Annotated in this window: 24 protein-coding genes and 1 pseudogene; 16 read left to right on the top strand and 9 right to left on the bottom strand. The window is 40.7% G+C overall.

The annotated features are described in order from the left end of the window. Nucleotides 1-74: 74 nt before the first annotated feature. Nucleotides 75-350 carry an HNH endonuclease family protein gene (locus tag F986_RS01880; RefSeq protein WP_004691477.1) on the bottom strand — a complete coding sequence of 92 codons (276 nt, stop codon included), beginning with the start codon at nucleotides 348-350 and terminating at the stop codon, nucleotides 75-77. An 83-nt stretch (nucleotides 351-433) separates the two neighbouring features. Between F986_RS01880 and F986_RS18500 the strand changes: the two are divergent. Beyond that, nucleotides 434-733 (top strand): annotated as a pseudogene (locus tag F986_RS18500) (hypothetical protein); the annotation flags it as partial. Here the strand turns inward: F986_RS18500 and F986_RS01875 are convergent. Beyond that, nucleotides 730-1,161: a pilin gene (locus tag F986_RS01875; RefSeq protein WP_004691476.1), complete on the bottom strand. Its 432-nt coding sequence runs from the start codon at nucleotides 1,159-1,161 to the stop codon at nucleotides 730-732. The pseudogene F986_RS18500 and the gene F986_RS01875 overlap by 4 nt on opposite strands. Before the next feature lie 368 nt (nucleotides 1,162-1,529). Here F986_RS01875 and F986_RS18340 point away from each other — a divergent pair, with 368 nt between their 5' ends. The 3 genes from F986_RS18340 to tfpZ all read left to right on the top strand — a co-directional run bounded on the left by F986_RS18340 (nucleotide 1,530) and on the right by tfpZ (nucleotide 3,408). Further along, nucleotides 1,530-1,700, top strand: coding sequence for a hypothetical protein (locus F986_RS18340; protein ID WP_004691475.1), 171 nt, complete (start codon nucleotides 1,530-1,532; stop codon nucleotides 1,698-1,700). A 225-nt stretch (nucleotides 1,701-1,925) separates the two neighbouring features. Next, nucleotides 1,926-2,366: a pilin gene (locus F986_RS01870; protein ID WP_004691474.1), complete on the top strand. Its 441-nt coding sequence runs from the start codon at nucleotides 1,926-1,928 to the stop codon at nucleotides 2,364-2,366. A gap of 295 nt (nucleotides 2,367-2,661) precedes the next feature. After that, nucleotides 2,662-3,408 (top strand): TfpX/TfpZ family type IV pilin accessory protein, encoded by a 747-nt coding sequence (gene tfpZ, locus F986_RS01865; protein ID WP_004691473.1) that lies wholly within the window; start codon nucleotides 2,662-2,664, stop codon nucleotides 3,406-3,408. A 58-nt stretch (nucleotides 3,409-3,466) separates the two neighbouring features. Here tfpZ and bfr read toward each other — a convergent pair whose 3' ends face one another. The 6 genes from bfr to gmk all read right to left on the bottom strand — a co-directional run bounded on the left by bfr (nucleotide 3,467) and on the right by gmk (nucleotide 8,293). Then, complete coding sequence (gene bfr, locus F986_RS01860) at nucleotides 3,467-3,931, bottom strand: heteropolymeric bacterioferritin subunit Bfr (RefSeq protein WP_004691472.1); 465 nt, start codon at nucleotides 3,929-3,931, stop codon at nucleotides 3,467-3,469. Between the two features lie 254 nt (nucleotides 3,932-4,185). After that, entirely contained in the window at nucleotides 4,186-4,380 is a 195-nt protein-coding gene (locus F986_RS01855) for a bacterioferritin-associated ferredoxin (protein WP_010327639.1), read from the bottom strand. A gap of 153 nt (nucleotides 4,381-4,533) precedes the next feature. Beyond that, a complete protein-coding gene (locus F986_RS01850; RefSeq protein ID WP_004691470.1) occupies nucleotides 4,534-4,917 on the bottom strand; it encodes a RidA family protein in 384 nt (127 codons plus the stop codon). Nucleotides 4,918-4,986: 69 nt separating this feature from the next. Further along, entirely contained in the window at nucleotides 4,987-7,086 is a 2,100-nt protein-coding gene (locus tag F986_RS01845) for a RelA/SpoT family protein (RefSeq protein WP_004691469.1), read from the bottom strand. A 224-nt stretch (nucleotides 7,087-7,310) separates the two neighbouring features. After that, nucleotides 7,311-7,592, bottom strand: a complete 282-nt coding sequence (gene rpoZ / locus F986_RS01840) for a DNA-directed RNA polymerase subunit omega (protein WP_004691468.1) — start codon at nucleotides 7,590-7,592, stop codon at nucleotides 7,311-7,313. Between the two features lie 77 nt (nucleotides 7,593-7,669). Then, complete coding sequence (gene gmk / locus F986_RS01835) at nucleotides 7,670-8,293, bottom strand: guanylate kinase (RefSeq protein WP_004691467.1); 624 nt, start codon at nucleotides 8,291-8,293, stop codon at nucleotides 7,670-7,672. 102 nt (nucleotides 8,294-8,395) lie between these two features. On the opposite strand from gmk, the gene ispH reads away from it, so the two are divergent. The 12 genes from ispH (at nucleotide 8,396) to rplS (ending at nucleotide 18,956) form a co-directional block, all read left to right on the top strand. After that, nucleotides 8,396-9,346: a 4-hydroxy-3-methylbut-2-enyl diphosphate reductase gene (gene ispH, locus F986_RS01830; RefSeq protein ID WP_004691466.1), complete on the top strand. Its 951-nt coding sequence runs from the start codon at nucleotides 8,396-8,398 to the stop codon at nucleotides 9,344-9,346. 141 nt (nucleotides 9,347-9,487) lie between these two features. Continuing rightward, the gene (locus F986_RS01825; protein WP_004691464.1) at nucleotides 9,488-9,919 is read left to right on the top strand and encodes a pilus assembly FimT family protein; all 432 of its coding nucleotides are present in this window, start codon (nucleotides 9,488-9,490) and stop codon (nucleotides 9,917-9,919) included. An 18-nt stretch (nucleotides 9,920-9,937) separates the two neighbouring features. Then, nucleotides 9,938-10,423, top strand: a complete 486-nt coding sequence (pilV, locus tag F986_RS01820) for a type IV pilus modification protein PilV (RefSeq protein ID WP_004691463.1) — start codon at nucleotides 9,938-9,940, stop codon at nucleotides 10,421-10,423. Then, nucleotides 10,413-11,396 (top strand): PilW family protein, encoded by a 984-nt coding sequence (locus F986_RS01815; protein WP_004691462.1) that lies wholly within the window; start codon nucleotides 10,413-10,415, stop codon nucleotides 11,394-11,396. The genes pilV and F986_RS01815 overlap by 11 nt, the downstream gene beginning before the upstream one ends. Next, a complete protein-coding gene (locus F986_RS01810; protein WP_004691461.1) occupies nucleotides 11,393-12,082 on the top strand; it encodes a pilus assembly PilX family protein in 690 nt (229 codons plus the stop codon). The genes F986_RS01815 and F986_RS01810 overlap by 4 nt, the downstream gene beginning before the upstream one ends. 17 nt (nucleotides 12,083-12,099) lie before the next feature. Continuing rightward, entirely contained in the window at nucleotides 12,100-15,690 is a 3,591-nt protein-coding gene (locus F986_RS01805; protein ID WP_004691459.1) for a pilus assembly protein, read from the top strand. Between the two features lie 9 nt (nucleotides 15,691-15,699). Further along, the gene (locus F986_RS01800; RefSeq protein ID WP_017397237.1) at nucleotides 15,700-16,278 is read left to right on the top strand and encodes a type IV pilin protein; all 579 of its coding nucleotides are present in this window, start codon (nucleotides 15,700-15,702) and stop codon (nucleotides 16,276-16,278) included. Further along, nucleotides 16,278-16,703 (top strand): type IV pilin protein, encoded by a 426-nt coding sequence (locus F986_RS01795; protein WP_004691457.1) that lies wholly within the window; start codon nucleotides 16,278-16,280, stop codon nucleotides 16,701-16,703. Before F986_RS01800 ends, F986_RS01795 begins: the two co-directional genes overlap by 1 nt. Nucleotides 16,704-16,847: 144 nt before the next feature. Then, nucleotides 16,848-17,105 carry a 30S ribosomal protein S16 gene (gene rpsP, locus F986_RS01790; protein WP_004678724.1) on the top strand — a complete coding sequence of 86 codons (258 nt, stop codon included), beginning with the start codon at nucleotides 16,848-16,850 and terminating at the stop codon, nucleotides 17,103-17,105. A 19-nt stretch (nucleotides 17,106-17,124) separates the two neighbouring features. Beyond that, nucleotides 17,125-17,673 carry a ribosome maturation factor RimM gene (rimM, locus tag F986_RS01785; RefSeq protein WP_004691456.1) on the top strand — a complete coding sequence of 183 codons (549 nt, stop codon included), beginning with the start codon at nucleotides 17,125-17,127 and terminating at the stop codon, nucleotides 17,671-17,673. 27 nt (nucleotides 17,674-17,700) lie between these two features. Further along, nucleotides 17,701-18,441: a tRNA (guanosine(37)-N1)-methyltransferase TrmD gene (gene trmD, locus F986_RS01780; RefSeq protein ID WP_004691455.1), complete on the top strand. Its 741-nt coding sequence runs from the start codon at nucleotides 17,701-17,703 to the stop codon at nucleotides 18,439-18,441. A 140-nt stretch (nucleotides 18,442-18,581) separates the two neighbouring features. Then, nucleotides 18,582-18,956, top strand: coding sequence for a 50S ribosomal protein L19 (rplS, locus tag F986_RS01775; protein WP_004691454.1), 375 nt, complete (start codon nucleotides 18,582-18,584; stop codon nucleotides 18,954-18,956). 58 nt (nucleotides 18,957-19,014) lie between these two features. Here rplS and F986_RS01770 read toward each other — a convergent pair whose 3' ends face one another. After that, complete coding sequence (locus F986_RS01770) at nucleotides 19,015-19,986, bottom strand: esterase/lipase family protein (RefSeq protein ID WP_004691453.1); 972 nt, start codon at nucleotides 19,984-19,986, stop codon at nucleotides 19,015-19,017. Nucleotides 19,987-20,001: the final 15 nt, after the last annotated feature.

Here is a 20,001-nt window from a genome sequence, read left to right as displayed (position 1 = left end):
CTCTCGTTGCTCAATATCATTTTTTATCCAGTCATTTTGAGTGAGGGTACTTAAATCAAGAACAGTTTGAATTTTTACTGGGCATATCGCGCCTTTTTGATACCAAAATAACCATTCCCAGCTTGAATATTTAGTTTCTTTTCACAAATAACCTTATTCCCTAACTTTTCAAGAAACTCATCTGTATCGGCTCTAGACCAGCCATTATAGTTTGTATCTTGCCATTTTTTAGGAAAAATATGCTCTATATCTAAAGTGGTGGTAATTAATTCGTTTTGGTTTGGGGTTAGATAGGCATCAAGCAACAAGAGACTTCGAGTCAATTTCGATGAGTTATATTGTGATAGCAATGCCCTGAAATCATTTTCATTATGAATGATGAAGTTAAATTTTACGGGCTGTCCTTTGAAATTAATAAGCTATTTATCGTAATAAAAACTCTGCCATAAATGTAGCACTGGAAGCAAGGCGTAAACGGGATTCGATTAAGAAGAGCCATCATGCTGCGCTTATAGAGGCAATTGAGCAAGCTACACAGCAAGTTGGGTAAAATGTTCTTTCGCCTACACAATGGATTGAGCAGGCTAAAACTAAGACCAAAGCTGTAAAAAGTGATTATGAACAGCTTAGGGCTGATTACGAAAAACTGCTGGAAAAGTGTAACTCGCTATTGTTGGAAAATTTCGAGCTAAAAAAACGCATCTCTAAAGATGCGTTTTTTCTATTTAATTAAGCTCCAGTACGACAAGAAGCAGGTGCATATTTCTCCTTATCGGCTGTACAAACCCATTTAACATTAGATACGATGCCATCAGTAACTGTTGCAGTAGGAGTTAATTTAATAGTTACTGCACCTGCTTTAGCAGTAGTAGTTACTGAAACAACACCTAACGCACAAGTTCCAGAAGCTACGTTATCGGTAGCAGTGACTGTAGATATTCCAGAACATGCTGTAGCAGTAAGAGGGCTTGTTACAAGATTATTTGTAATAATATTTTCGCTAACTGTACTTTTCAAAGGAGCGATAGTAGTTAGAGCTTCTGAAACACGAGCACGAATTGTGTAATCCTGATAAGCAGGAATCGCAATTGCAGCCAAAATACCGATAATAGCGACAACAATCATCAGCTCGATCAACGTAAAGCCTTTTTGAGCGTTCATAACATTCTCCACAAATGTTTTGTTAATTTATTTATAAGCTTTGTAAGCTAGTTTATAGTTTGCACAAAGTGTGCCAAAGCATATTATCCAATGATTCAGCATGAAATCAATACATTGTTTAGTAAGTTAAAAAATGTAAAAAAATCATAAAGTAAGTTTTTGTAATTAAGTGACAAAAAACGTCAGTTTTATTGTTTTTATGAGATGCCATAATGCAAATTGTTTGTAGCAGGAAAAGTTAAATTCTTAGCAGCTAAGAAAGCAGATAACAATTGGTTGAGTTATGATTGCTTGTGTGGGGATGAAAGCAATCTGAAATTGAAAGTGCTGTTCTATGCGGAATGTTTCATATATGAGGAAATAATAGAATGAAACGACTAAAAGACTTCAAAGTAACTGAACAAATACCTCGTCCAGCTGTAAAATTTTTGTCTATGCAATTTGATGATGACGAAGCGACTCGTCGTATTGCTATTCATCATGTAAAACGTGTGATTCTTCAGCATAAAGAAGAAATACAGAAGTTGGCTTATAAATGAGGCTGGACTTTTTACTCTATTTTTAGCTTGTCAAAATTTTAAAATATCTCACGACCGGACTACATCTATAAAAATTCATCCTACCGCACTGAGTAAAAGCCATTTTCTGATATGGACAATTTAAAAACTTTTGTCCTTTTAAACCCATGTCCATATGGACAAACTGAATAATGAAGTAAAACAATAAAATTCAATGACTTGATGTATGTCTGTATAAAGTGACTTATGGAATGGCAAATATTAATGATTGTTGTAGCAATTATCGGTATTCTTGCTGCGATTGCTATTCCTGCTTATCAAGATTATATTGCGCGTTCGCAGGTTGCTGAAGCTTTTGCGATGACTTCAGCTCAAAAAACCGCTATTGCAGAATATGCACAAAATAATGGAGCTTATCCTACAACAGCAACCAAACCCGCAGTTGCTGATTTAGCTGTTGGTGGCACATATGCGGACTCTGCTGTAACTACTGCAACTGGTGTAATTACAGTAACTATGAAACCAGCTGGAACTGTAAATGCTAAAGTTGCTGGGAAAAAAATTATTTTAACTCCTCCTGCTGACTTAGCTGCAGCTGGGAATTCTTTCACTTTTGCTTGTACTACAGCTACAGGTGATGCAGGTATGCCTCAAAAATATTTACCTAAATCTTGCGTTGGTCTCTGATTTAGTAATTAAAAAACGCATCTATTTAGATGCGTTTTTATTATTTTTAATAATTTATTTAAACTAAGTTGAAAATTGAGTAAGGTGCTATACCCAAGATATCAAAGAATATTTATGTTAAGTTAAATAGACCTATTGCGTTAGTCAAAATTTAAACAGCCTAAAGCTACATTTAATAAGGTTTTAGCCAATTCAAAAATTAGGCAAAACGATACTTTCGCAAGAGGTCTAATATAATTTGCACTAATATATTTCTTATTTAATACAAGATAGTTGGTATTTAAAATATATTGAAATGAAATTAAGAAAATTTCCTAAGCGAATAAAATATTTTTTAAGTCATTTATTCCTTTCATTAATTGTAGCATTAGTCATTGTAGGTCTAACCTTTTTTATTTGGTATCCATCACCACTTGATGTGGCAGCAGACGTTACACATGTTTTTTTAATGCTGTTGGTTATAGATATTATTCTAGGACCAATCTTAGGATTGTTGATATATAAAGAAGGTAAAAAAAGTCTTAAGTTTGATCTCACTGTGATTATCCTCCTTCAACTGTCTGCTCTTTGCTATGGTATCTATAGTATTGAGCAAGGTCGCCCTGCCTGGTTAGTATTTTATGCAGATCGTTTTGAGCTGGTTCGAAAAAATGAAATTATTCAGGACAATATTGCAAACGCCTTACCGCAATATCAGCAATCCTCTTGGTTTAAACCGCAATATGTAACAGTAGAATTCTCTGAAGATGTAAATCAGCGTAATTATGATATGTTTACAGAGGTTTTTGGAGGTATTTCTCTTGCACAACGTCCAGAGCGTTATGTCGAGCTAAACAAAGCAAAAAAACAAATGCAACAACGCGCACAAAAACTTGAATTATTACAGCAGTACAATAACAAAGCCGATGTGGAAAAAATCTTAGCAAAATATCCACAGGCAACCGCATTTTTACCGATGAAAGCAAATGCTGTAGATATGACTGTTTTGATAGATCAAAAAGCGAATGTGGTTAAAATTGTTGATCTTCGCCCTTGGAAGTAAACCTAAAACCATAATAAAAAAACCTGCATATGCAGGTTTTTTAAATGATAGAAAAGTTTTAAATCTGACTCTGAATATAATTCTCTACACCGACGGTCTCAACCAAATCAAGCTGTGTAGTTGTCCAATCTAACCACTCTTCTTCTTTTTCTAAAATTTCTTGAACAAGATCTCGAGTAACGTAGTCCAACTGCTCTTCGGCAAGCTTGACAGCAGCTTGAATGGATTCAATATTCTCTTTGACTTTACGGACATCACAGTTAAGAACTTCCACTGTGTGTTGACCGATGTAGAGTTTACCCAAGTGTTGTAGGTTTGGTAGACCTTCTAAAAAAAGAATGCGCTCAATGATTTTGTCAGCATGCTTCATTTGACGGATTGACTCTTTATATTCAGCTGAACCGAGTTGTTCAATCCCCCAGTCATTAAACATGCGAGAGTGTAGGAAATTTTGGTTAATGGCAGTTAAATGATGATAAAGCACCTGATTTAACTGATTAATTACATCACGATTGCCTTTCATGAGAAAGCTCCATTCAAACTGCGACTTAAAAATAATATCAATAACTTATGAGAAATATCTTAAACAACAAAGTAGATTTTGGCGAGTAATTTATAGAACAGCAAATGAAAATCGCAATCAAAAGCATACGAGGTGGAAACTTGATTTTTAGACATTTAAAAAAAGAAAACCCGCCTAGAGTCATAAGCGGGGGAGGAGCTACTCATAAAGAGTAAGTTTATAATTATGGTTATTCTAGCAAATGAATCAAATATCTAGGCAGCAATGGCTAAGCGTGATGCAATAGCAGAGACTTCTGCGCTGATGATTGAGCGCGCTTCCGGTGCACAGCGGCCACAGCATGTGCCGAGATCCAGCATCTCGCGAACTTCGCGATAACTGCCCGCACCATTTTCAACAGCGTCTTTAATATCTTGATCTGTAATACCACGGCATAAGCACACGTACATTTCAGCAAGCCACATGAAAGAAATAAGATAAGTGATATTATTGATAATTGTTATCGTTTGTCAATAAAAATCATTTGAAATCTCATTTGTCTTTATTGGAGTTTCGGATAAAAAAAAGCCACTCAATCGGTGGCTTTTCTTAAAAAATATAACTTATTGATTAATAATCACAATACCATCCATTTCCACCAATGCATTTTTGGGTAGACTAGCCACACCGAGTGCAGCGCGTGCAGGGTAAGGTTGTGCGAAATATTCGCCCATAATTTGGTTGACCAGTTGGAAGTTTGAAAGATCGGTTAAGAAAATATTCAACTTCGCGATATCAGCCAGTGTTCCACCAGCAGCTTCACAGACAGCTTTTAAGTTATCAAACACACGACGAATTTGTGCTTCAATGCCTTCAACCAACTCCATACTGTATGGGTCTAAACCGATCTGACCAGAAAGGTAAAGTGTATTGCCGACTAAGATTGCTTGCGAATAAGTGCCGATCGCAGCAGGGGCATTTTCAGTATGAATTACTTGGCGGGACATCGTGTTCTCCTATTATATTCACCATCAATCATAGCCTAGATTGGCATTAAAATGTGTGGATTTAAACAATTAACTCGCAATCGATGTTTCCGCAATACTAACAGGTTGAGCCAATCGACTGATACGTGGGAAGCCAAAATGCATACGTAGATCACGAATGATTTTTGCAATTTGCTTACGGTTGTGCACCACAACATTGACATAAGTCTTATCATCTTGATTACACACCATTTCGACCCCGATTTTTTCTTTACGGCATTGATAAATTAGGTCAGAAATTTGTTCGTCATCCATGGCCATGTTAATCAATAAATATGCAGTAAAACTAATTTCTTCTTCATTCTCGTTAGTCCACTGCAACGGCATGATATTTTCAGGGTGCAGATGTTGTTCATGTAGGAGGTTATGACAACGTGCACGATGCACAATAAGACCGCGGCGTGATAAATGTCCTTGAATTGGGTCACCCAACACAGGGTTACAGCAATGTGCGTATTTAACATCGACACCCTCAGTACCTTGAATGAGTCTGTCAGATTCCTGTGCACTTTGGTCATGCGCAAACAAATGATTCGCAACCAATTGCGGCAGTAAATCGCCCACGGCAATTTGTTCAAAGAGTTGGTCTTTACTTTCAATATGTCGCCATTGTAAAAGTTCTAACCAATCTGATTCGGTTAAATCTTTAATGGATACATTGAATAGCTTTAAAGCGCGATTTAAAGCTTGTTGTCCAACAAGGCGTTGTTCTTCGATGTCTTGCTCACGCAGTATATTTTGTAAGGCACGACGGGCTTTTTGCGTGTTGACAAAGCTGAGCCAATCCGGGTTTGGGGTGGCCAAGACATCAGTAATAATTTCAATCACCTGACCACTGTGCAATGGCGTAGAAAGTGGTTTAGTTTCCCCATTGATTTTCGCACCTACCGCATGGTTACCTAAAAATAAGCTAGCAGAGTAGGCAAAATCGACTACCGTTGCACCTTGTGGTAACTCGTGTAGATGACCTTGTGGGGTATACACCCAAATTTTCTCTTGGTGTAAATAATCGAGCAGTTCGCTAAAAGTGGTTTTAGCACAGGCTCCATCGATCAAGACATTCAAGTTCTGCATCGAGGCTTGAATCGCAGAGCGGCAAGCTTGCGGAGCACTGTCGCCTAGGACTACACCAAAACGCGCAGCTTTGCGCATCAGTTCGGTTTGAATGGTGACTGATAAGGTTGTGTTTTCACCTTTTAAACGTAGTAGTAGCGATTGGTTACCACCTGGGAGTGGTTTACGAATATGGTCTGCAAAGTGTAAAACTTGAAAACTCTCTCGCAACACATCGGCTAAGCGGTCACAGTCAGCAATACTATTTAGAATAATTTCAAAGGCATGACTATGCGTAAGTTCATGTAGATCAATGTCATTTTTTACAAAGTGACGTAACAGTTCGATATTATTATTTTTCTTTTTAATTCGACCTGAGATTTGATGGGTTTTTAATAGCTCGGTCAGATTATTTTCCCATTTGCTTTGATATTCACAGCGTTTGGGTTTAGTTTGGAGAAGGGCTTCTTGGACATTGTTATACATGTCGAGATCAAGATTTTGATAACACAAATGTTCGAGGTTATCGCCCATCTCATTCATACCAACAATACGTGCCATTGGGACAAAAATATCAAAGGTTTCTTGGGCAATACGTGCACGCTTATCAGGACGCAATGCATCCAAGGTGGTCATGTTGTGATAGCGATCAGCCAGTTTAATAATAATGACACGTGGGTCTTGTAGTGTGGCTTGCAGAATTTTTCGGAAAGAAGCGGCTTTGTTATATTCTTTATCGCTGGATTGGCTGAGTTTGGTGACGCCATCGACCAGTTCGGCGACGGTTTTGCCAAATTTTTCTGCAATATCTTCTTTGCTAAAGTCAGTGTCTTCAATCACATCATGTAAAAGTGCCGCCATCAGGGTTTCGGCATCTAGACGCATATGCGCTAAAATGCAGCTTACCGCAATCGGGTGCAAAATATAGGGTTCGCCACTTTTACGGGTAATACCATCATGGGCAATGTCCGCATAATCACAGGCCGCAAGCACTCGCTCGACGTCGCTTTCAGTTAAGTAAGCATCGATAATAGTTTTGAGCTGTTGTTTAGCTTGGCTGACCATTGGGCCTGGCATAAAACACCTTTAAGACGTAGCAATTACAAGAAAATTTTACTGATACTCTAATGAAAAACATATTGCCTGAATTGTCAATTTATTCATTGAGAGAAAAGCAAAAAAGACACACCTAAACCATGATGAATCCTATCTTCTAGTTATAACGTGTATTGCACAAATATAAAAGTTATCCAATAAAAAAGCCTAGTTAAAAACTAGGCTTTTAAACGATAAATTTTTTCTTATTGGAAAGAAAAATTATCTAAATTCAAATTGTTTGCAGACAGTGCAAGATCAAGACTTGAAGTTTGGTAGTCTTGTTCACGTTGTTTCAAAATATCTTTAGAAACATGACCGATTGCGATTTCACGTAATGCAACAACAGTCGGTTTGTCATTGTCCCACTCAACGGTAGGTTCAATGCCTTGACGTGCCAATTGACGCGCGCGTTTGCTTGCCACTAGTACAAGCTCAAAGCGGTTGTCTACATGGTCTAAACAATCTTCAACGGTTACGCGTGCCATAAGAGTTCTCGTTACAAAGGCTAAAATTAAACAGACTGTGCAGTATAAGGTGCTTTGTCTGTAGACTCAAGTTTTAATCACTTTTCAACAGGGGTGATCAGCTCAGAAATCATTTTCTGATGACGGCTCGCTTGCTGTGTAATGACTAAACGATTGGCAATAATCACAGACTCAAGATCGTGCAAAGCTTTGTTAAAATCATCATTAATAATCACATAGTCGAAGTTAACATATTGTTGCATGTCTTCAACTGCACAGCCTAAACGACGCTCAATCACATCAACCGAGTCTGTGCCACGGTTAGACAGACGTTGACGCAGATCAAACTGGCTTGGTGGTAAAATGAAAATTTGTTTAGAGTCAGGAAAAAGCTTACGAACTTGCTGCGCGCCTTGCCAGTCAATTTCTAATAGAACATCATGACCTTTCGCCAATTGTTCTTTTACTGTAGCTTGAGCTGTACCGTAGTAATTACCAAAGACTTCGGCGTATTCAATAAAACCACCTTGTTCAACCAAGGCCAAAAATGAGTCTTTTTCGGTAAAATGGTAATGTACACCATCAAGTTCGCCGGGACGTTGCCCACGTGTAGTATGAGAAACAGAAACGTGAAGATTCGTTACACGGTCAAGGAGGGCTTTTACGAGGGATGTTTTGCCTGTTCCTGAAGCTGCAGAAACGACAAACAAGAGACCCGACATGATATTTTTCCTGATATGATAAAATATCTTGGCTATTGTAGTGTAGCGTGCCATTAAACGAAATAGTTTGGCATAAATATTCAGATGATGAGAGGGGATGTTATGGAAATTGTACTCGCCAATCCACGAGGTTTTTGTGCTGGTGTTGACCGTGCGATTGCCATCGTAAATCGTGCGCTTGAGTGCTTTAATCCACCCATTTATGTACGCCATGAAGTGGTGCACAACAAGTTTGTGGTGGATGACCTACGTCAGCGTGGTGCTGTTTTTGTAGATGAGCTTGATCAGGTTCCTGATGATTCCATTGTCATCTTTAGTGCACATGGTGTTTCCAAGGCTGTACAGCAGGAGGCGGATCGCCGTGGCTTAAAAGTGTTTGATGCAACCTGCCCACTTGTCACCAAGGTTCATATTGAAGTGACCAAGTACGCGCGTGAGGGCACCGAAGCCATTTTGATCGGGCATGAAGGGCATCCTGAGGTTGAAGGCACAATGGGGCAATATGATAAATCTGGTGGTGGAAAGATTTATTTGGTTGAAGATGAACAGGATGTTGAGGCCTTAATGGTGAGACATCCTGAAAAAGTTGCATTTGTCACTCAAACGACGCTTTCGATTGATGATACAGCCAAAGTAATTGATGCCCTAAGAACCAAGTTTCCAAAGATTCAGGGACCACGTAAAGATGATATCTGTTATGCAACACAGAATCGTCAGGATGCGGTACGTGACTTGGCGGAGAAATGTGATGTCGTATTGGTCGTGGGTTCGCCAAACTCATCCAATTCAAACCGTTTGCGTGAACTGGCTGAACGTATGGGTAAATCAGCTTATTTGGTCGATAATGCAGATGAACTTGAAAAAGATTGGTTTAAGCCAGACAGTAAAATTGGTGTGACAGCTGGCGCATCTGCACCTGAAATTCTCATCAAGCAGGTTATTCAGCGATTACAGGATTGGGGTGCGACCCCTCCGCAAGAGCTTCAAGGGCGAGAGGAAAATATTACGTTTAGTCTACCTAAAGAGTTACGGATACAAGTGATTCAGGCCTAATTTGTATAGAAAAATGTGAACTCAAAACGGATGGACGACACTCCATCCGTTTTTTTATGATTCTTATCTGCTTTGTATTGGTTCTGTAAAAAATAAATTTAATATAGAGTAAGGAATTTTAAAAGAGTTGGGTGCAGGGCGATGGGAACAAGTCGGGGATTCACCTTAATTGAATTGTTGGTGACGATTGCTGTATTGGCAATTATTGCGATGATGGCGGCTCCGTCTTTTATCCAAATGGTTCGGAGTAATCAATTGCGAAGCGATACCCGTGATTTTGTGGATTTATTGAGCGAAACGAGATCAGAAGCGATTTTTAAACAAAGTGATCGGGTCGTAGCGTTAGATAGTAGTGTGGCAACACCTTTTAAAACTTGGGTGCCGACGCATGTCACAAAAACGAGTGGGGATAGCAGTGTGACTTTTAATCGTTTGGGGCAGACCAGTGTTTCCACAAACGGACAGTGCTTTATTTTTGAACACAGTAGTGATGCTGCGTTAAAAGCATATGTGTATGTACAAAAGGGTGGAACGGTTGTTTACAATAAAGCGGCAACAAGTTGTCCGACTTGAGGGGAAGGAATAATAAAAATGATGAAACGTCAAACGGGAGTTGGGTTGGTGGAGGTACTTGTGGCTTTAGTACTTCTAAGTATTGCTGTATTGGGGTTTGTGGCATTACAAATTAGAGCCATCACGGCTAGCAACGAAGCGACGATGAATGTTCAGGCGACCAATATTGCCCGAGATTTGGCGGAGCGGATGCGTATGAATCGGGATGGGTTGGTGGGATATGTTGCGAATACCGATACCACGAATTGCGCAACTGCATTTTGCTCCCCTGAAAATATGGCTAAATACGATTTTAGACTAGTAAGCAGCCGTGCAACTGACTTGGGTATGAGTATGGATGTGCTTAATTGTCAAGGGTCTACCTTAGTTCGAAAATGTATATATGTAGCGTGGGAAGGAACAACAGCGACCAATGGTACAAGTAGTTCTGATTGCACCAATGGTGCGGCTTATGTACCAAATGCGAAATGCATCATCATGGAGGTATATAACTATGGCTCATAAGCGATATACCTCAGGTTTCACCCTCATGGAGTTGATGATTGCTTTAGCATTAGGATTGTTAATTGTTGCCGCAGGTTTGGCGGTATTTTTGAGTAGTCAGCGTTCTTTGAGTTTACAGTCTGGCATGAGTGAGTTGCAACAAAATGCTAATTTTGGTTTATCACTGGTTACCCACGATTTGCGACATACCAATTTAAATACCCTTTCTTCACATAGAGTGAATAATTATACCAATGGCTCGGGAATTATTTTTAAAAAAGAAAATCTACCAACTGCATTGCAAGCAACAGCTAATTTAGAAACTGAATTGGTCAGTTTGCAAGACAAAGATACTGATAATACTACAGGTAAAAGTGACCGTATAACTATTCAATATACCCCTGAAACCGAAAGCATTATTAACTGTGAGGGAGCAACAATAGGAACTGCTGCTGCCCCTGCTTCAAATCTGGTAATTGTGCAGCGTTATTATTTGGCTGCTAGTCCACAACAAATTACAGGTGAACCAACGGCTTACTCCTTATATTGTGATGCCGGCTCATATCCTATGAGTGCACCCACTGCAATTGCCGGTTTAGATGTACATGATTCCAATAATGCACAACAAATTATGCAGCGGGTCGATGCGTTTAAAGTACGCTTAGGGGTAAAAAATCCTGCGGGTCGGTTACGCTATATGACGATTAATGAATATATTACTGCGATGGATGCAATTCGTGCAGCATGTGCGACTCCAATTGTTGAAGATACCTGTTCCAAAACTTATTTGAATGTTGTTTCTATGGATATTGGCATTTTGTCTCGTTCTACGGGAACAATTGGTGCAGATGCAAGTTTAAATACTCAAACCAGCTTTAATGTTGCTGGAACTCCAGTCACGCTTTCAGGGGATGTAGCAGTAAATAAGCGATATTTGCGTCAGGCGGTAAATCAAGTGGTCGCTATTCGTAATACTTTGGGAGCATCATCATGAAACAACAAAAAGGCGCAACACTCATTACGGTATTGGTCATTTTGATCGTTATCACATTACTGGGGACTATAGCGGTAAAAATGGGGATTGTGGGTTTAAAAATTGCAACCAATAGTCAGGTGAATGCGTTGTTGTTAGAAAACTCTGATTCAGCGTTGTTTAATATTGAAAATCCTGCTGAGGTTGAAAGACAACTGGCCTTGGATGGTATGTTTGCTTATTTTAACTCGTCTGCCAATGCAAATGACGAATTGGTATTTTGCTATCGCGCATCGGAAAATTCTTTCTTTAAATTATCTAAAGCTAGCGCGATTACAGAGGATGGATCAACGACCAAGATTGGTGTTGATGGCTTTTGTAAAGCCAACCAGTTTGCAATGGGGCGTTCTGCAGTGTTGTCACAAGTGTATTTAACCAAGAGTTCTACGGTTTCTGCCCCTTTTGGTTCAGTTCCCAAGGGGACCAGTATCGGGCAAAGTAATGTTCCTGCAACCAGCAACAATATTGGTGCGACTGTTATTTCAGTCTTACCAAGTTTTGCAGGTGCGACTCCTACGCAAATAGAGAACTGTTTTAAGCAGCGGGCTTCGGCCGTGGGGGCATGTTTTGATGGGTTAGGTATTCCCTATAACATGCAGCATTCGGACTATACCGTTGGCGGTCATCCGAAGTTGATATTACCGTAAAGAAAGAGGATTAAAAAATGAAAACATTAAATTCAAGAAATATACTTTCTACGGCAGTCTCGGCGCTGATGACGATGATGGTTTGTAGTAGTGTCTCTCGGGCGAGTGATATCGAGATCTATCAAAATGCCAAGCCAAGCACGATTACCCTGATGATGCTGATCGATATTTCAGGGAGTATGGACTATATGTCTTATGGTGGTCAAAGTGCATGTGATGCACCGAACCAAAGTGTAAAAAAGTATGCGCTGCAAAAAATTAATCCGCATGCAGATGCTCCAACCTATAGAAGGCAGTGGTGCGAGGTGACCAGTGGAGGGGTAACTACCCAATATCCAGATCGTATTACCCGCGTTAAGGACGGTATGATGGATTTGTTATTTGGAAATACTAGTAAAGGCATAACCGCCTTACCTGATAATAATATCATTGGTTTATCAACGCTAGGCTGGGTTCGGAATCCGCTGTTAATCGATCCTACAGAGTCCGATGGTCGGTTGCTTTGGGATGGAACACAGTCTAGCTCACCTATGAGAAATCAAACTAATATGAATAGTTTGGCTTATGGTAAAACGGGTGAATATAAAAGTGCGCGTGGTGGTAGTGAGTCGGATTGGGATAATATTGGTAATATTGCAGTGCCTGCACGACGACTAGATGCAACGATTACGGTGGATGGTGTTTCGATCACTCAACGTAAATATTTAGCACAGAAAATTGCCAGTCTTGCAGCGGTGACGAATACGCCAACTGCACGTTCGTATGCTGAAACAATAGCTTATTTGCTGGGTGAGACAACTCAGGGGCGTGCTTCAAGCGGGTATAATTTTGCTAATCCAGATGCTTATGACACCACTCGAACAGGATATTATGCGGCGCCATCATCCATGACGCAGGCAGAAGCGGATAAACAGTGTAATGGACAAGGTGTGTATGTATTAACCGATGGTGATCCTTATCAACATACGAATGCGCAAGAGTTGATTCAAAGTGCCTTGGGAAGTACAGGAAGCTCATTTAGCTGTAGTACTAGTGACAGTTCGGCTGGAACATGGGATTGTGTTCGTAATCTTGCAAAAAATTATTTACTTAATGGGAACAATCCTAAAGGTGTGGCAATTAAAACAGCTGTTGTTGGTTTTGGTAAAAACTTTAACAGTGTGCCGTCATATGATAAGACAAAAAGTATTGCGGATAATGTGACATCGATTAATGCTTCCAGTGCGAGCTCCAATCAAAAGAATGCCGCACTGTGGGGGGTTGAAGGCGGTGGTGGGTGGTATTCTGGTAGTAGCTCAGAAGATGTGGTGAATAGTGTTAAAGGCTTTTTAAATGAAATCGAAGTTGAAATTCCTGCGGTAGCAACGGGTTCTCCAACACTTCCTCAAGATGCTTTGAATCCATTGCGTATCCAACCTTATGGTTATTACGCTTCATTTGTGCCGAAACCGCAGGAATCGACCCAGCTTTGGGTTGGGAATATGAATAAATATCATATTTTTAACGGTGAACTATATAATGCAAGCAAAACTATTCGCTTAATTAAGGCAGATGGTTCGCTTGACGCAGCCGCCAAAGGGCTTTGGACTGACGAGGGCATGAAAGGACAATTGCCCTTAGGCATAGGCACTAATGCTGCGAATGAGCAAGTTGCAAACCGTACTATTTATACCAATCGTGAAATTACAGGTACTGCGGCTCCGTATGCAGCAAGTGAAATCGGTTCACTGAAAAAAGTCAATGTGGCGACGCTATTTGGTACAGGTAGCACGGCATTGTTTGTGAACGACCCAGATAAAAATTATTGGTTGAACTTGCTTGGTTACAATGTTGCTGAAACAGGAACGGTGACTTTAGCCGATCTTATAACCAAACCTGAACTACGTCAGGTCGGTTCGGTTATGCACTCCACTCCTATCTTGCTGACCCAGTCAGGTAAAATTTCATACACTTCTGGCACCATTGACACCACTGATCGTGACGATTACTTATTATTCGGTACTACACAAGGATTATTGCATGTCGTACGGGCAGGCAAAAATGCAACTGATGCTGATCGTGGTAAGGAAGTATTTGCCTTTGCACCAAATGAAATGATGCAAAATCAAAAGAATGCTTTTCTATCTGAAACCAGTAGTACCTTGGGCAAAAATAACCTGTTCTACGGTATAGATGCACCGTGGACGGCTTATACCCAGTATGTTGCAAAAGCAGATGGAACATTGACCGTGAAGGATTCAGGTCGTGTTGCACAAAATGCCAGTGGTGATGATATTGCCATTAAAGGTTTGCAGTGGGTCTATGGTGGTTTGCGTATGGGAGGCAAAAGTTATTACGCCTTGAATTTATCTGACTTAGATAATCCAGAGCTCAAATTTCACATCGACCCAGCCAACTCAAAAATTTATAAATCAAGTTCCACAACTACAGGTGTAACCGCTCTAAGCTATATGGGACAAAGCTGGTCTAAACCGACCATTGCTTATGTGAATTTTGGTGGAGTGAAAAAACTAGTCATGTTTGTGGGTGGGGGTTATGACCCTGGTTATGAAAATGCAGCATATGACCAAAATACCACCACAGGTGGTGGTGCGGGTGTCTATATGTTTGATGCCAATAATGGCGACTTACTGTGGTGGACGAGTGCCAATGCAACAGCAGCAGGTGGAGCAGAAGCATTTACCAATGCAAGTGCAGCTACTATTAACATGAAATACAGTGTTGTCAGTCAGATCAATGCGATTGATCGTGATAGTGATGGTTTGGTAGATAATTTGTACTTTGGTGATTTGGGTGGACAGGGATTCCGTGTTGACTTAAATAATGCGGCGACTGGGGCGGATGCAAGTGCGAAAAAAGCGAATTTTGCGAAACGTGTTGTACGCTTATTTGATGAACATGCAACAGGTGGGGCAAGCCCTCGCTTCTATGAAATGCCAAGTGTGTCTATACATGACAGCGATGATGGCTATGTTGCTGCCGTTGCGTTTAGCTCAGGTAATCGCAGTTCACCATTGGTTGGGGCGGCTGGCACGAATCAGGCGGGTTCAGCAACCAGTGCAGTAGATGGCGTATTTGTGGCTTATGATAAAGACGTTGCAAAAATGGATCTTTATGGTACGCCAACATTAACCACCCGGACTGCGCTGTCTTCCTTAAACAGTAACATGAGTACAGGTGTTGCAATTAATGGAAATAGCGGTTGGAAATATACCTATTCAAGTACTGCAGGTGCTTATAAAGGAATGAATGAGCTATATGCCTTAGATGGCATGTTGTATGTCAATGTGTTTCATCGTGATGGTACAGGTATTGGTGGTTCGTGTGGTGCAGGTGTCAAAGGTGACAGCTATGTCTATCAGTTCTGTTTGCCTACAGGAAAATGTCCATTTAATACAACCACATCTGGGGTGCCGAATAGCGTAAAACTTGGTGCGGGTATTTTGGGTGCTGGTTTAGGTCAAGGACGTAGTAGTGCCAATAATACTGGGTTGATTGTAAACCGCCCTAACACGCTCAATTGTACCACTACCCCAAATTTACCTGAATGTCAGGAGTTTACCACCACAGCGAAACTTAGACAGTTACGTTGGTATGAAACTCGGTAGGTAAGAATGATGAAAAAAAATTATGGTTTTACCCTGATCGAATTGATGATTGTTTTAGTGATGATGGCAATTCTACTAGCAATTGCTATTCCAAGTTATCAACAATATATGCGAAAACAGGATTTGGCGATTGCGAAACAGGAGGCCTTGCGTATAGCCAGCGAACTAGAACGCTTTAAATCCAAGAATTTCAGTTATAAGGGCTTCGACGCAAGTTATATCTATAGCTCTTATAATAATTCTACGGGAACCTTGTATCTTCCTGTTGGTTCAGCAGCAGCAGATGGTAAATATGTTTTAACTCTGGTAGATGCTGATTTGAGTACTCCGACAAGCGATACTAAAAAGCCTTTAACTGTTGTAAAAAGTGGGGGGGTTGAAACCGCAGATTCCCAGTCAGTTAAAGGTTTAAATTGGGCAATAAAAGTAGAGCGCTGTAAAGTAGGGGGATGTGCCGCTACCAGTGGTTTTCCGAAAGATCCTCAAAATTATGATTTATTACTGAGAGGTAATGGTCTACGTTGTATGACTAAAAATACAATAACAAATTATGGTGATTGTGGAACCAGTGGTGTGGAGACTTGGTAATGTGGTTACAAAAAGGATTTAATCTAATTGAATTAATGATTGTTGTCGCAATTATTGGCATCTTGGCAGCAATTGCTTATCCATCTTACACACAGTACAAAATCCGTACCAATCGGGCAGATGTGCAAGGTGAAATGATGCAAATTGCACAACGTCTACAGAGTTATTACGTTATCAACCATAACTATACCAGCGCAACACTGGATAATGGTGCAACTACAAAGGATTACCCAACATCTAATCCTGTTTATAGCATTACACTGGTCCCGAATGGTCAAACTTATACGTTAACTGCAGAACCTAAATCTGGTACTGTTCAGGTGGGTAATGGAAGTGTAATTTTAGATAGTCAGGGAAGGAAGTGTTGGACTAAAACAACTACAGATTGCGTTCCCTCAGCCACCTCCAACTGGGACGGACGCTAAATAAATTCAAACCTGTAGATAAACAGATTATTTACTTTCAATCAAAACAAAAATAACGTAAAATACTGCCCTCTATGAAAGGGGTTTGAAGTGTTGCCGATGGTCGGCGCAAGGATAATCCGTAAAAATTATAAGGTTGTTCTCATGGTTGTTATTCGTTTAGCGCGCGGTGGTGCAAAAAAACGTCCATTCTATCAAATCGTTGTAACTGATAGCCGCAATGCACGTGATGGTCGTTTCATCGAACGTATTGGTTTCTTTAACCCAACTGCACAAGGTCAGGCGGAAAAAGTTCGTTTAGATGCTGACCGTTTTGCACACTGGATTTCACAAGGTGCTCAGCCTTCTGAACGTGTTGCTTCTTTAGCTGCTCAAGCTAAAAAAGCTGCGACTACTGCATAAGTATTGTAGTAGGTAGCCCATGACACCAACACAGAATGTACCCGAAGATCGTATTCAGATTGGACAGTTACGTTCAGCTTATGGACTGAATGGGTGGCTCTGGGTTTACTCCAATACTGAACCCATGAGCAATATATTTGACTACCTCCCTTGGTACATTGAGACCAAGGCAGGTTGGCAAATAGTCGATGTAAAACGTTGGAAACCACATGGCAAAGGCTTAGTTGTTGCGTTAAAAGGCGTGAATGATCGCACGGGTGCAGAAAACTTAGTTGGCGCAAATGTCTGGATTTCAAAAGCGCAACTTCCTAAAGCAGGAATGGATGAGTTTTACTGGTCAGATTTGAAAGGCTTAACAGTGTTAGGTTTGGATGATGAAGAACAAGAAGTAAATCTCGGAAAAATCCATGAAATGTTTGAGACAGGTGCCAATGATGTGATGGTGGTTCACGCAACACCAGACAGCATTGATGCTGAAGAGCGCATGATTCCATGGCATAAAGATGTGGTACAACGCGTTGATCTCGAAGCTGGTCGTATCTACGTGAATTGGGGCGTAGATTACTAATTATTTTTGGAAATACGGGGGTCTGCGATGTTTTTTGCAGTCATTACGCTTTTTCCTGAAATGTTTGAAGCGATTACAGCCTACGGTATTAGCGGGCGTGCAGCAAAAAGTGATTTAGTACAAGTGACTTGTATTAATCCTCGTGATTATGCTGAGGGCAACTACAAACGAGTGGATGAACGTCCATTTGGTGGTGGTCCAGGTATGGTGATGATGGCTGAGCCTTTGGCAAAAGCAATTCAACATGCCAAAGAGCTTGCCATGCAAGCAGGTGCAGTTCATGTTCCTGTGGTGTATATGTCACCGCAAGGAAAAACCTTAAATGAGCCTGCAGTACAACAGTTTGTCGACTATGATGGATTGATTGTATTGTGTGGTCGTTATGAAGGGGTCGATGAACGTTTGATCCAAAAATATGTTGATCAGGAATGGTCGATAGGGGATTACGTTTTATCGGGTGGTGAGCTTCCTGCGATGGTTTTATTAGACAGTATTATTCGGAGACTTCCGGGTGCAATGTCTGATGAACAGTCTCATGTGCAAGACTCATTTGTGGATGGTCTTTTGGACTGCCCACAATATACCAAGCCAGACCATTTTGAAGGTTTGGATGTCCCTGAAGTCTTAAAGTCGGGACATCATGCCAATATTGAGAAATGGCGGTTTTTGCAGCGTTATCAACGAACACAACAACGCCGACCTGAGTTGGTGGAACATGTGGAGTTGACGAAGCAGCAAAAGAAATGGCTAACAGATTTGAATACTTAATTCAGAGTATTCTTTTAATAGGCTCTTTGTGCATTGAAGTGGTCAAGCATAAAGAGAAAGATAATCGGGTCTATGCGATTTAGCCTCTATACCCAGCGGATATCAGACCTCTTCTGACCCGCACATATTGGAGATACCCCATGAGCGGTAAGCATCCTTTAGTACAAGCTGTTGAAAATGCACAGCTTAAACAAGACATCCCAGCTTTTGCACCAGGCGATACAGTTATCGTTCAGGTTAAAGTAAAAGAGGGTGACCGTGAGCGTCTTCAGGCATTTGAAGGTGTTGTAATCGCGAAGAAAAACCGTGGCTTGAACTCTGCGTTCACAGTACGTAAAATTTCTAGCGGTGTTGGTGTTGAGCGTGTTTTCCAAACTCACTCTCCAATCGTTGCTAAAATCGAAGTGAAACGTCGTGGTGACGTTCGTCGTGCTAAACTTTACTACCTACGTGAATTGTCTGGTAAAGCTGCACGTATTCGTGAAAAGTTACCAGCTCGTAAAGTTAAAGCTTAATTTTAAGTTTTACACGAGTAAAAAATGCGCCCAATGGCGCATTTTTTATGCCTAAATTTTAGAGTCCTTGAAGCTTCAAACGGTTGGCGTGTTGACGATAAACATCCACAGGGTCTGGAGCAAAAATAGAACGTAGACCAAAGAACTGGTTAATCACATCTAAATGGTTCCAATTATAGTTATCGCGCACGGTCTTACCATATTTGGCACTACAACGTGAGACTAAGCCATCATTATCATTGGGCGCTTGCATGAGTAAGCCTGTCGCACCCAATAATGAGTCTGGATCAAGAATATTGGTTAATGTTGACTTGCCAGAGAAAGAGTAAAAATAAACTCCATTTTCTTTCGCTAAGCCTTCACCACAGCTTGTTTTTGGCATACCCAGTGGATATTTCTGTGCAAAAGCTTTAGAACCAGCTTGACTTAAACTTTTACCAGCACCGAGTGCATCATGTGGGAGTGAGTTCGGATCTTGCTGTTGTGCCCAAACAATAGCCTTGGACCCAAAGTTGATTAAGCCTACCAGCGGTTGTTCTAGCGGCGTACCTTGCGCGGAAATAATCAAATCCGCCACAGGAGAGCCTTTTAAAGGACTAGAAATGGCTGTTGCAGACGCGATTTTATTGGGCATAACATTTGAGACATAGGCAATACTATGTCCGCCGTGACTATGACCAAGCAAATTGACTTTGGGTGCTTCTGTAATCGCTAAGATTTCATCAACTTGTTGCAGCAGTTGTTCACCACGAACTTCAGATGTGTTGAATGGAGAAACGCGTGTTGCCCATGCGTTTGCACCGTTACGGGCTAAATCTGGCAAGATTTGATACCAGTAATCCACACCAAGTTCATCGGTTCCTGCTCGAATCCAGCCACCCATACCATGTGCAAAAACCAAAGGGTATTTGGTCTTTGCATAATTAGAGGCAACGTAGTTTGATTTAATTTGTGAAGCAGCTGCTTGCGTTTGTGTAGCAGCAAGTGTGCAGGTCGACAGCAGTCCAGCTATCAATAATCCATATTTCATTGATCATCCTCGTTT

This window comes from Acinetobacter johnsonii CIP 64.6, assembly GCF_000368045.1.
GTDB lineage: Bacteria > Pseudomonadota > Gammaproteobacteria > Pseudomonadales > Moraxellaceae > Acinetobacter > Acinetobacter johnsonii.
The sequence above is the reverse complement of the archived record's forward strand: the minus strand, read 5'-3'. Positions and strand labels throughout refer to the sequence as shown.

What these genes read in the sequence shown, in the direction of transcription:
- F986_RS01875 (WP_004691476.1), bottom strand. Translation starts at nt 1,161, where the DNA reads ATGAACGCTCAAAAAGGCTTTACGTTGATCGAGCTGATGATTGTTGTC.
- F986_RS18340 (WP_004691475.1), top strand. Translation starts at nt 1,530, where the DNA reads ATGAAACGACTAAAAGACTTCAAAGTAACTGAACAAATACCTCGTCCA.
- F986_RS01870 (WP_004691474.1), top strand. Translation starts at nt 1,926, where the DNA reads ATGGAATGGCAAATATTAATGATTGTTGTAGCAATTATCGGTATTCTT.
- tfpZ (WP_004691473.1), top strand. Translation starts at nt 2,662, where the DNA reads ATGAAATTAAGAAAATTTCCTAAGCGAATAAAATATTTTTTAAGTCAT.
- bfr (WP_004691472.1), bottom strand. Translation starts at nt 3,931, where the DNA reads ATGAAAGGCAATCGTGATGTAATTAATCAGTTAAATCAGGTGCTTTAT.
- F986_RS01855 (WP_010327639.1), bottom strand. Translation starts at nt 4,380, where the DNA reads ATGTACGTGTGCTTATGCCGTGGTATTACAGATCAAGATATTAAAGAC.
- F986_RS01850 (WP_004691470.1), bottom strand. Translation starts at nt 4,917, where the DNA reads ATGTCCCGCCAAGTAATTCATACTGAAAATGCCCCTGCTGCGATCGGC.
- F986_RS01845 (WP_004691469.1), bottom strand. Translation starts at nt 7,086, where the DNA reads ATGCCAGGCCCAATGGTCAGCCAAGCTAAACAACAGCTCAAAACTATT.
- rpoZ (WP_004691468.1), bottom strand. Translation starts at nt 7,592, where the DNA reads ATGGCACGCGTAACCGTTGAAGATTGTTTAGACCATGTAGACAACCGC.
- gmk (WP_004691467.1), bottom strand. Translation starts at nt 8,293, where the DNA reads ATGTCGGGTCTCTTGTTTGTCGTTTCTGCAGCTTCAGGAACAGGCAAA.
- ispH (WP_004691466.1), top strand. Translation starts at nt 8,396, where the DNA reads ATGGAAATTGTACTCGCCAATCCACGAGGTTTTTGTGCTGGTGTTGAC.
- F986_RS01825 (WP_004691464.1), top strand. Translation starts at nt 9,488, where the DNA reads ATGGGAACAAGTCGGGGATTCACCTTAATTGAATTGTTGGTGACGATT.
- pilV (WP_004691463.1), top strand. Translation starts at nt 9,938, where the DNA reads ATGATGAAACGTCAAACGGGAGTTGGGTTGGTGGAGGTACTTGTGGCT.
- F986_RS01815 (WP_004691462.1), top strand. Translation starts at nt 10,413, where the DNA reads ATGGCTCATAAGCGATATACCTCAGGTTTCACCCTCATGGAGTTGATG.
- F986_RS01810 (WP_004691461.1), top strand. Translation starts at nt 11,393, where the DNA reads ATGAAACAACAAAAAGGCGCAACACTCATTACGGTATTGGTCATTTTG.
- F986_RS01805 (WP_004691459.1), top strand. Translation starts at nt 12,100, where the DNA reads ATGAAAACATTAAATTCAAGAAATATACTTTCTACGGCAGTCTCGGCG.
- F986_RS01800 (WP_017397237.1), top strand. Translation starts at nt 15,700, where the DNA reads ATGAAAAAAAATTATGGTTTTACCCTGATCGAATTGATGATTGTTTTA.
- F986_RS01795 (WP_004691457.1), top strand. Translation starts at nt 16,278, where the DNA reads ATGTGGTTACAAAAAGGATTTAATCTAATTGAATTAATGATTGTTGTC.
- rpsP (WP_004678724.1), top strand. Translation starts at nt 16,848, where the DNA reads ATGGTTGTTATTCGTTTAGCGCGCGGTGGTGCAAAAAAACGTCCATTC.
- rimM (WP_004691456.1), top strand. Translation starts at nt 17,125, where the DNA reads ATGACACCAACACAGAATGTACCCGAAGATCGTATTCAGATTGGACAG.
- trmD (WP_004691455.1), top strand. Translation starts at nt 17,701, where the DNA reads ATGTTTTTTGCAGTCATTACGCTTTTTCCTGAAATGTTTGAAGCGATT.
- rplS (WP_004691454.1), top strand. Translation starts at nt 18,582, where the DNA reads ATGAGCGGTAAGCATCCTTTAGTACAAGCTGTTGAAAATGCACAGCTT.
- F986_RS01770 (WP_004691453.1), bottom strand. Translation starts at nt 19,986, where the DNA reads ATGAAATATGGATTATTGATAGCTGGACTGCTGTCGACCTGCACACTT.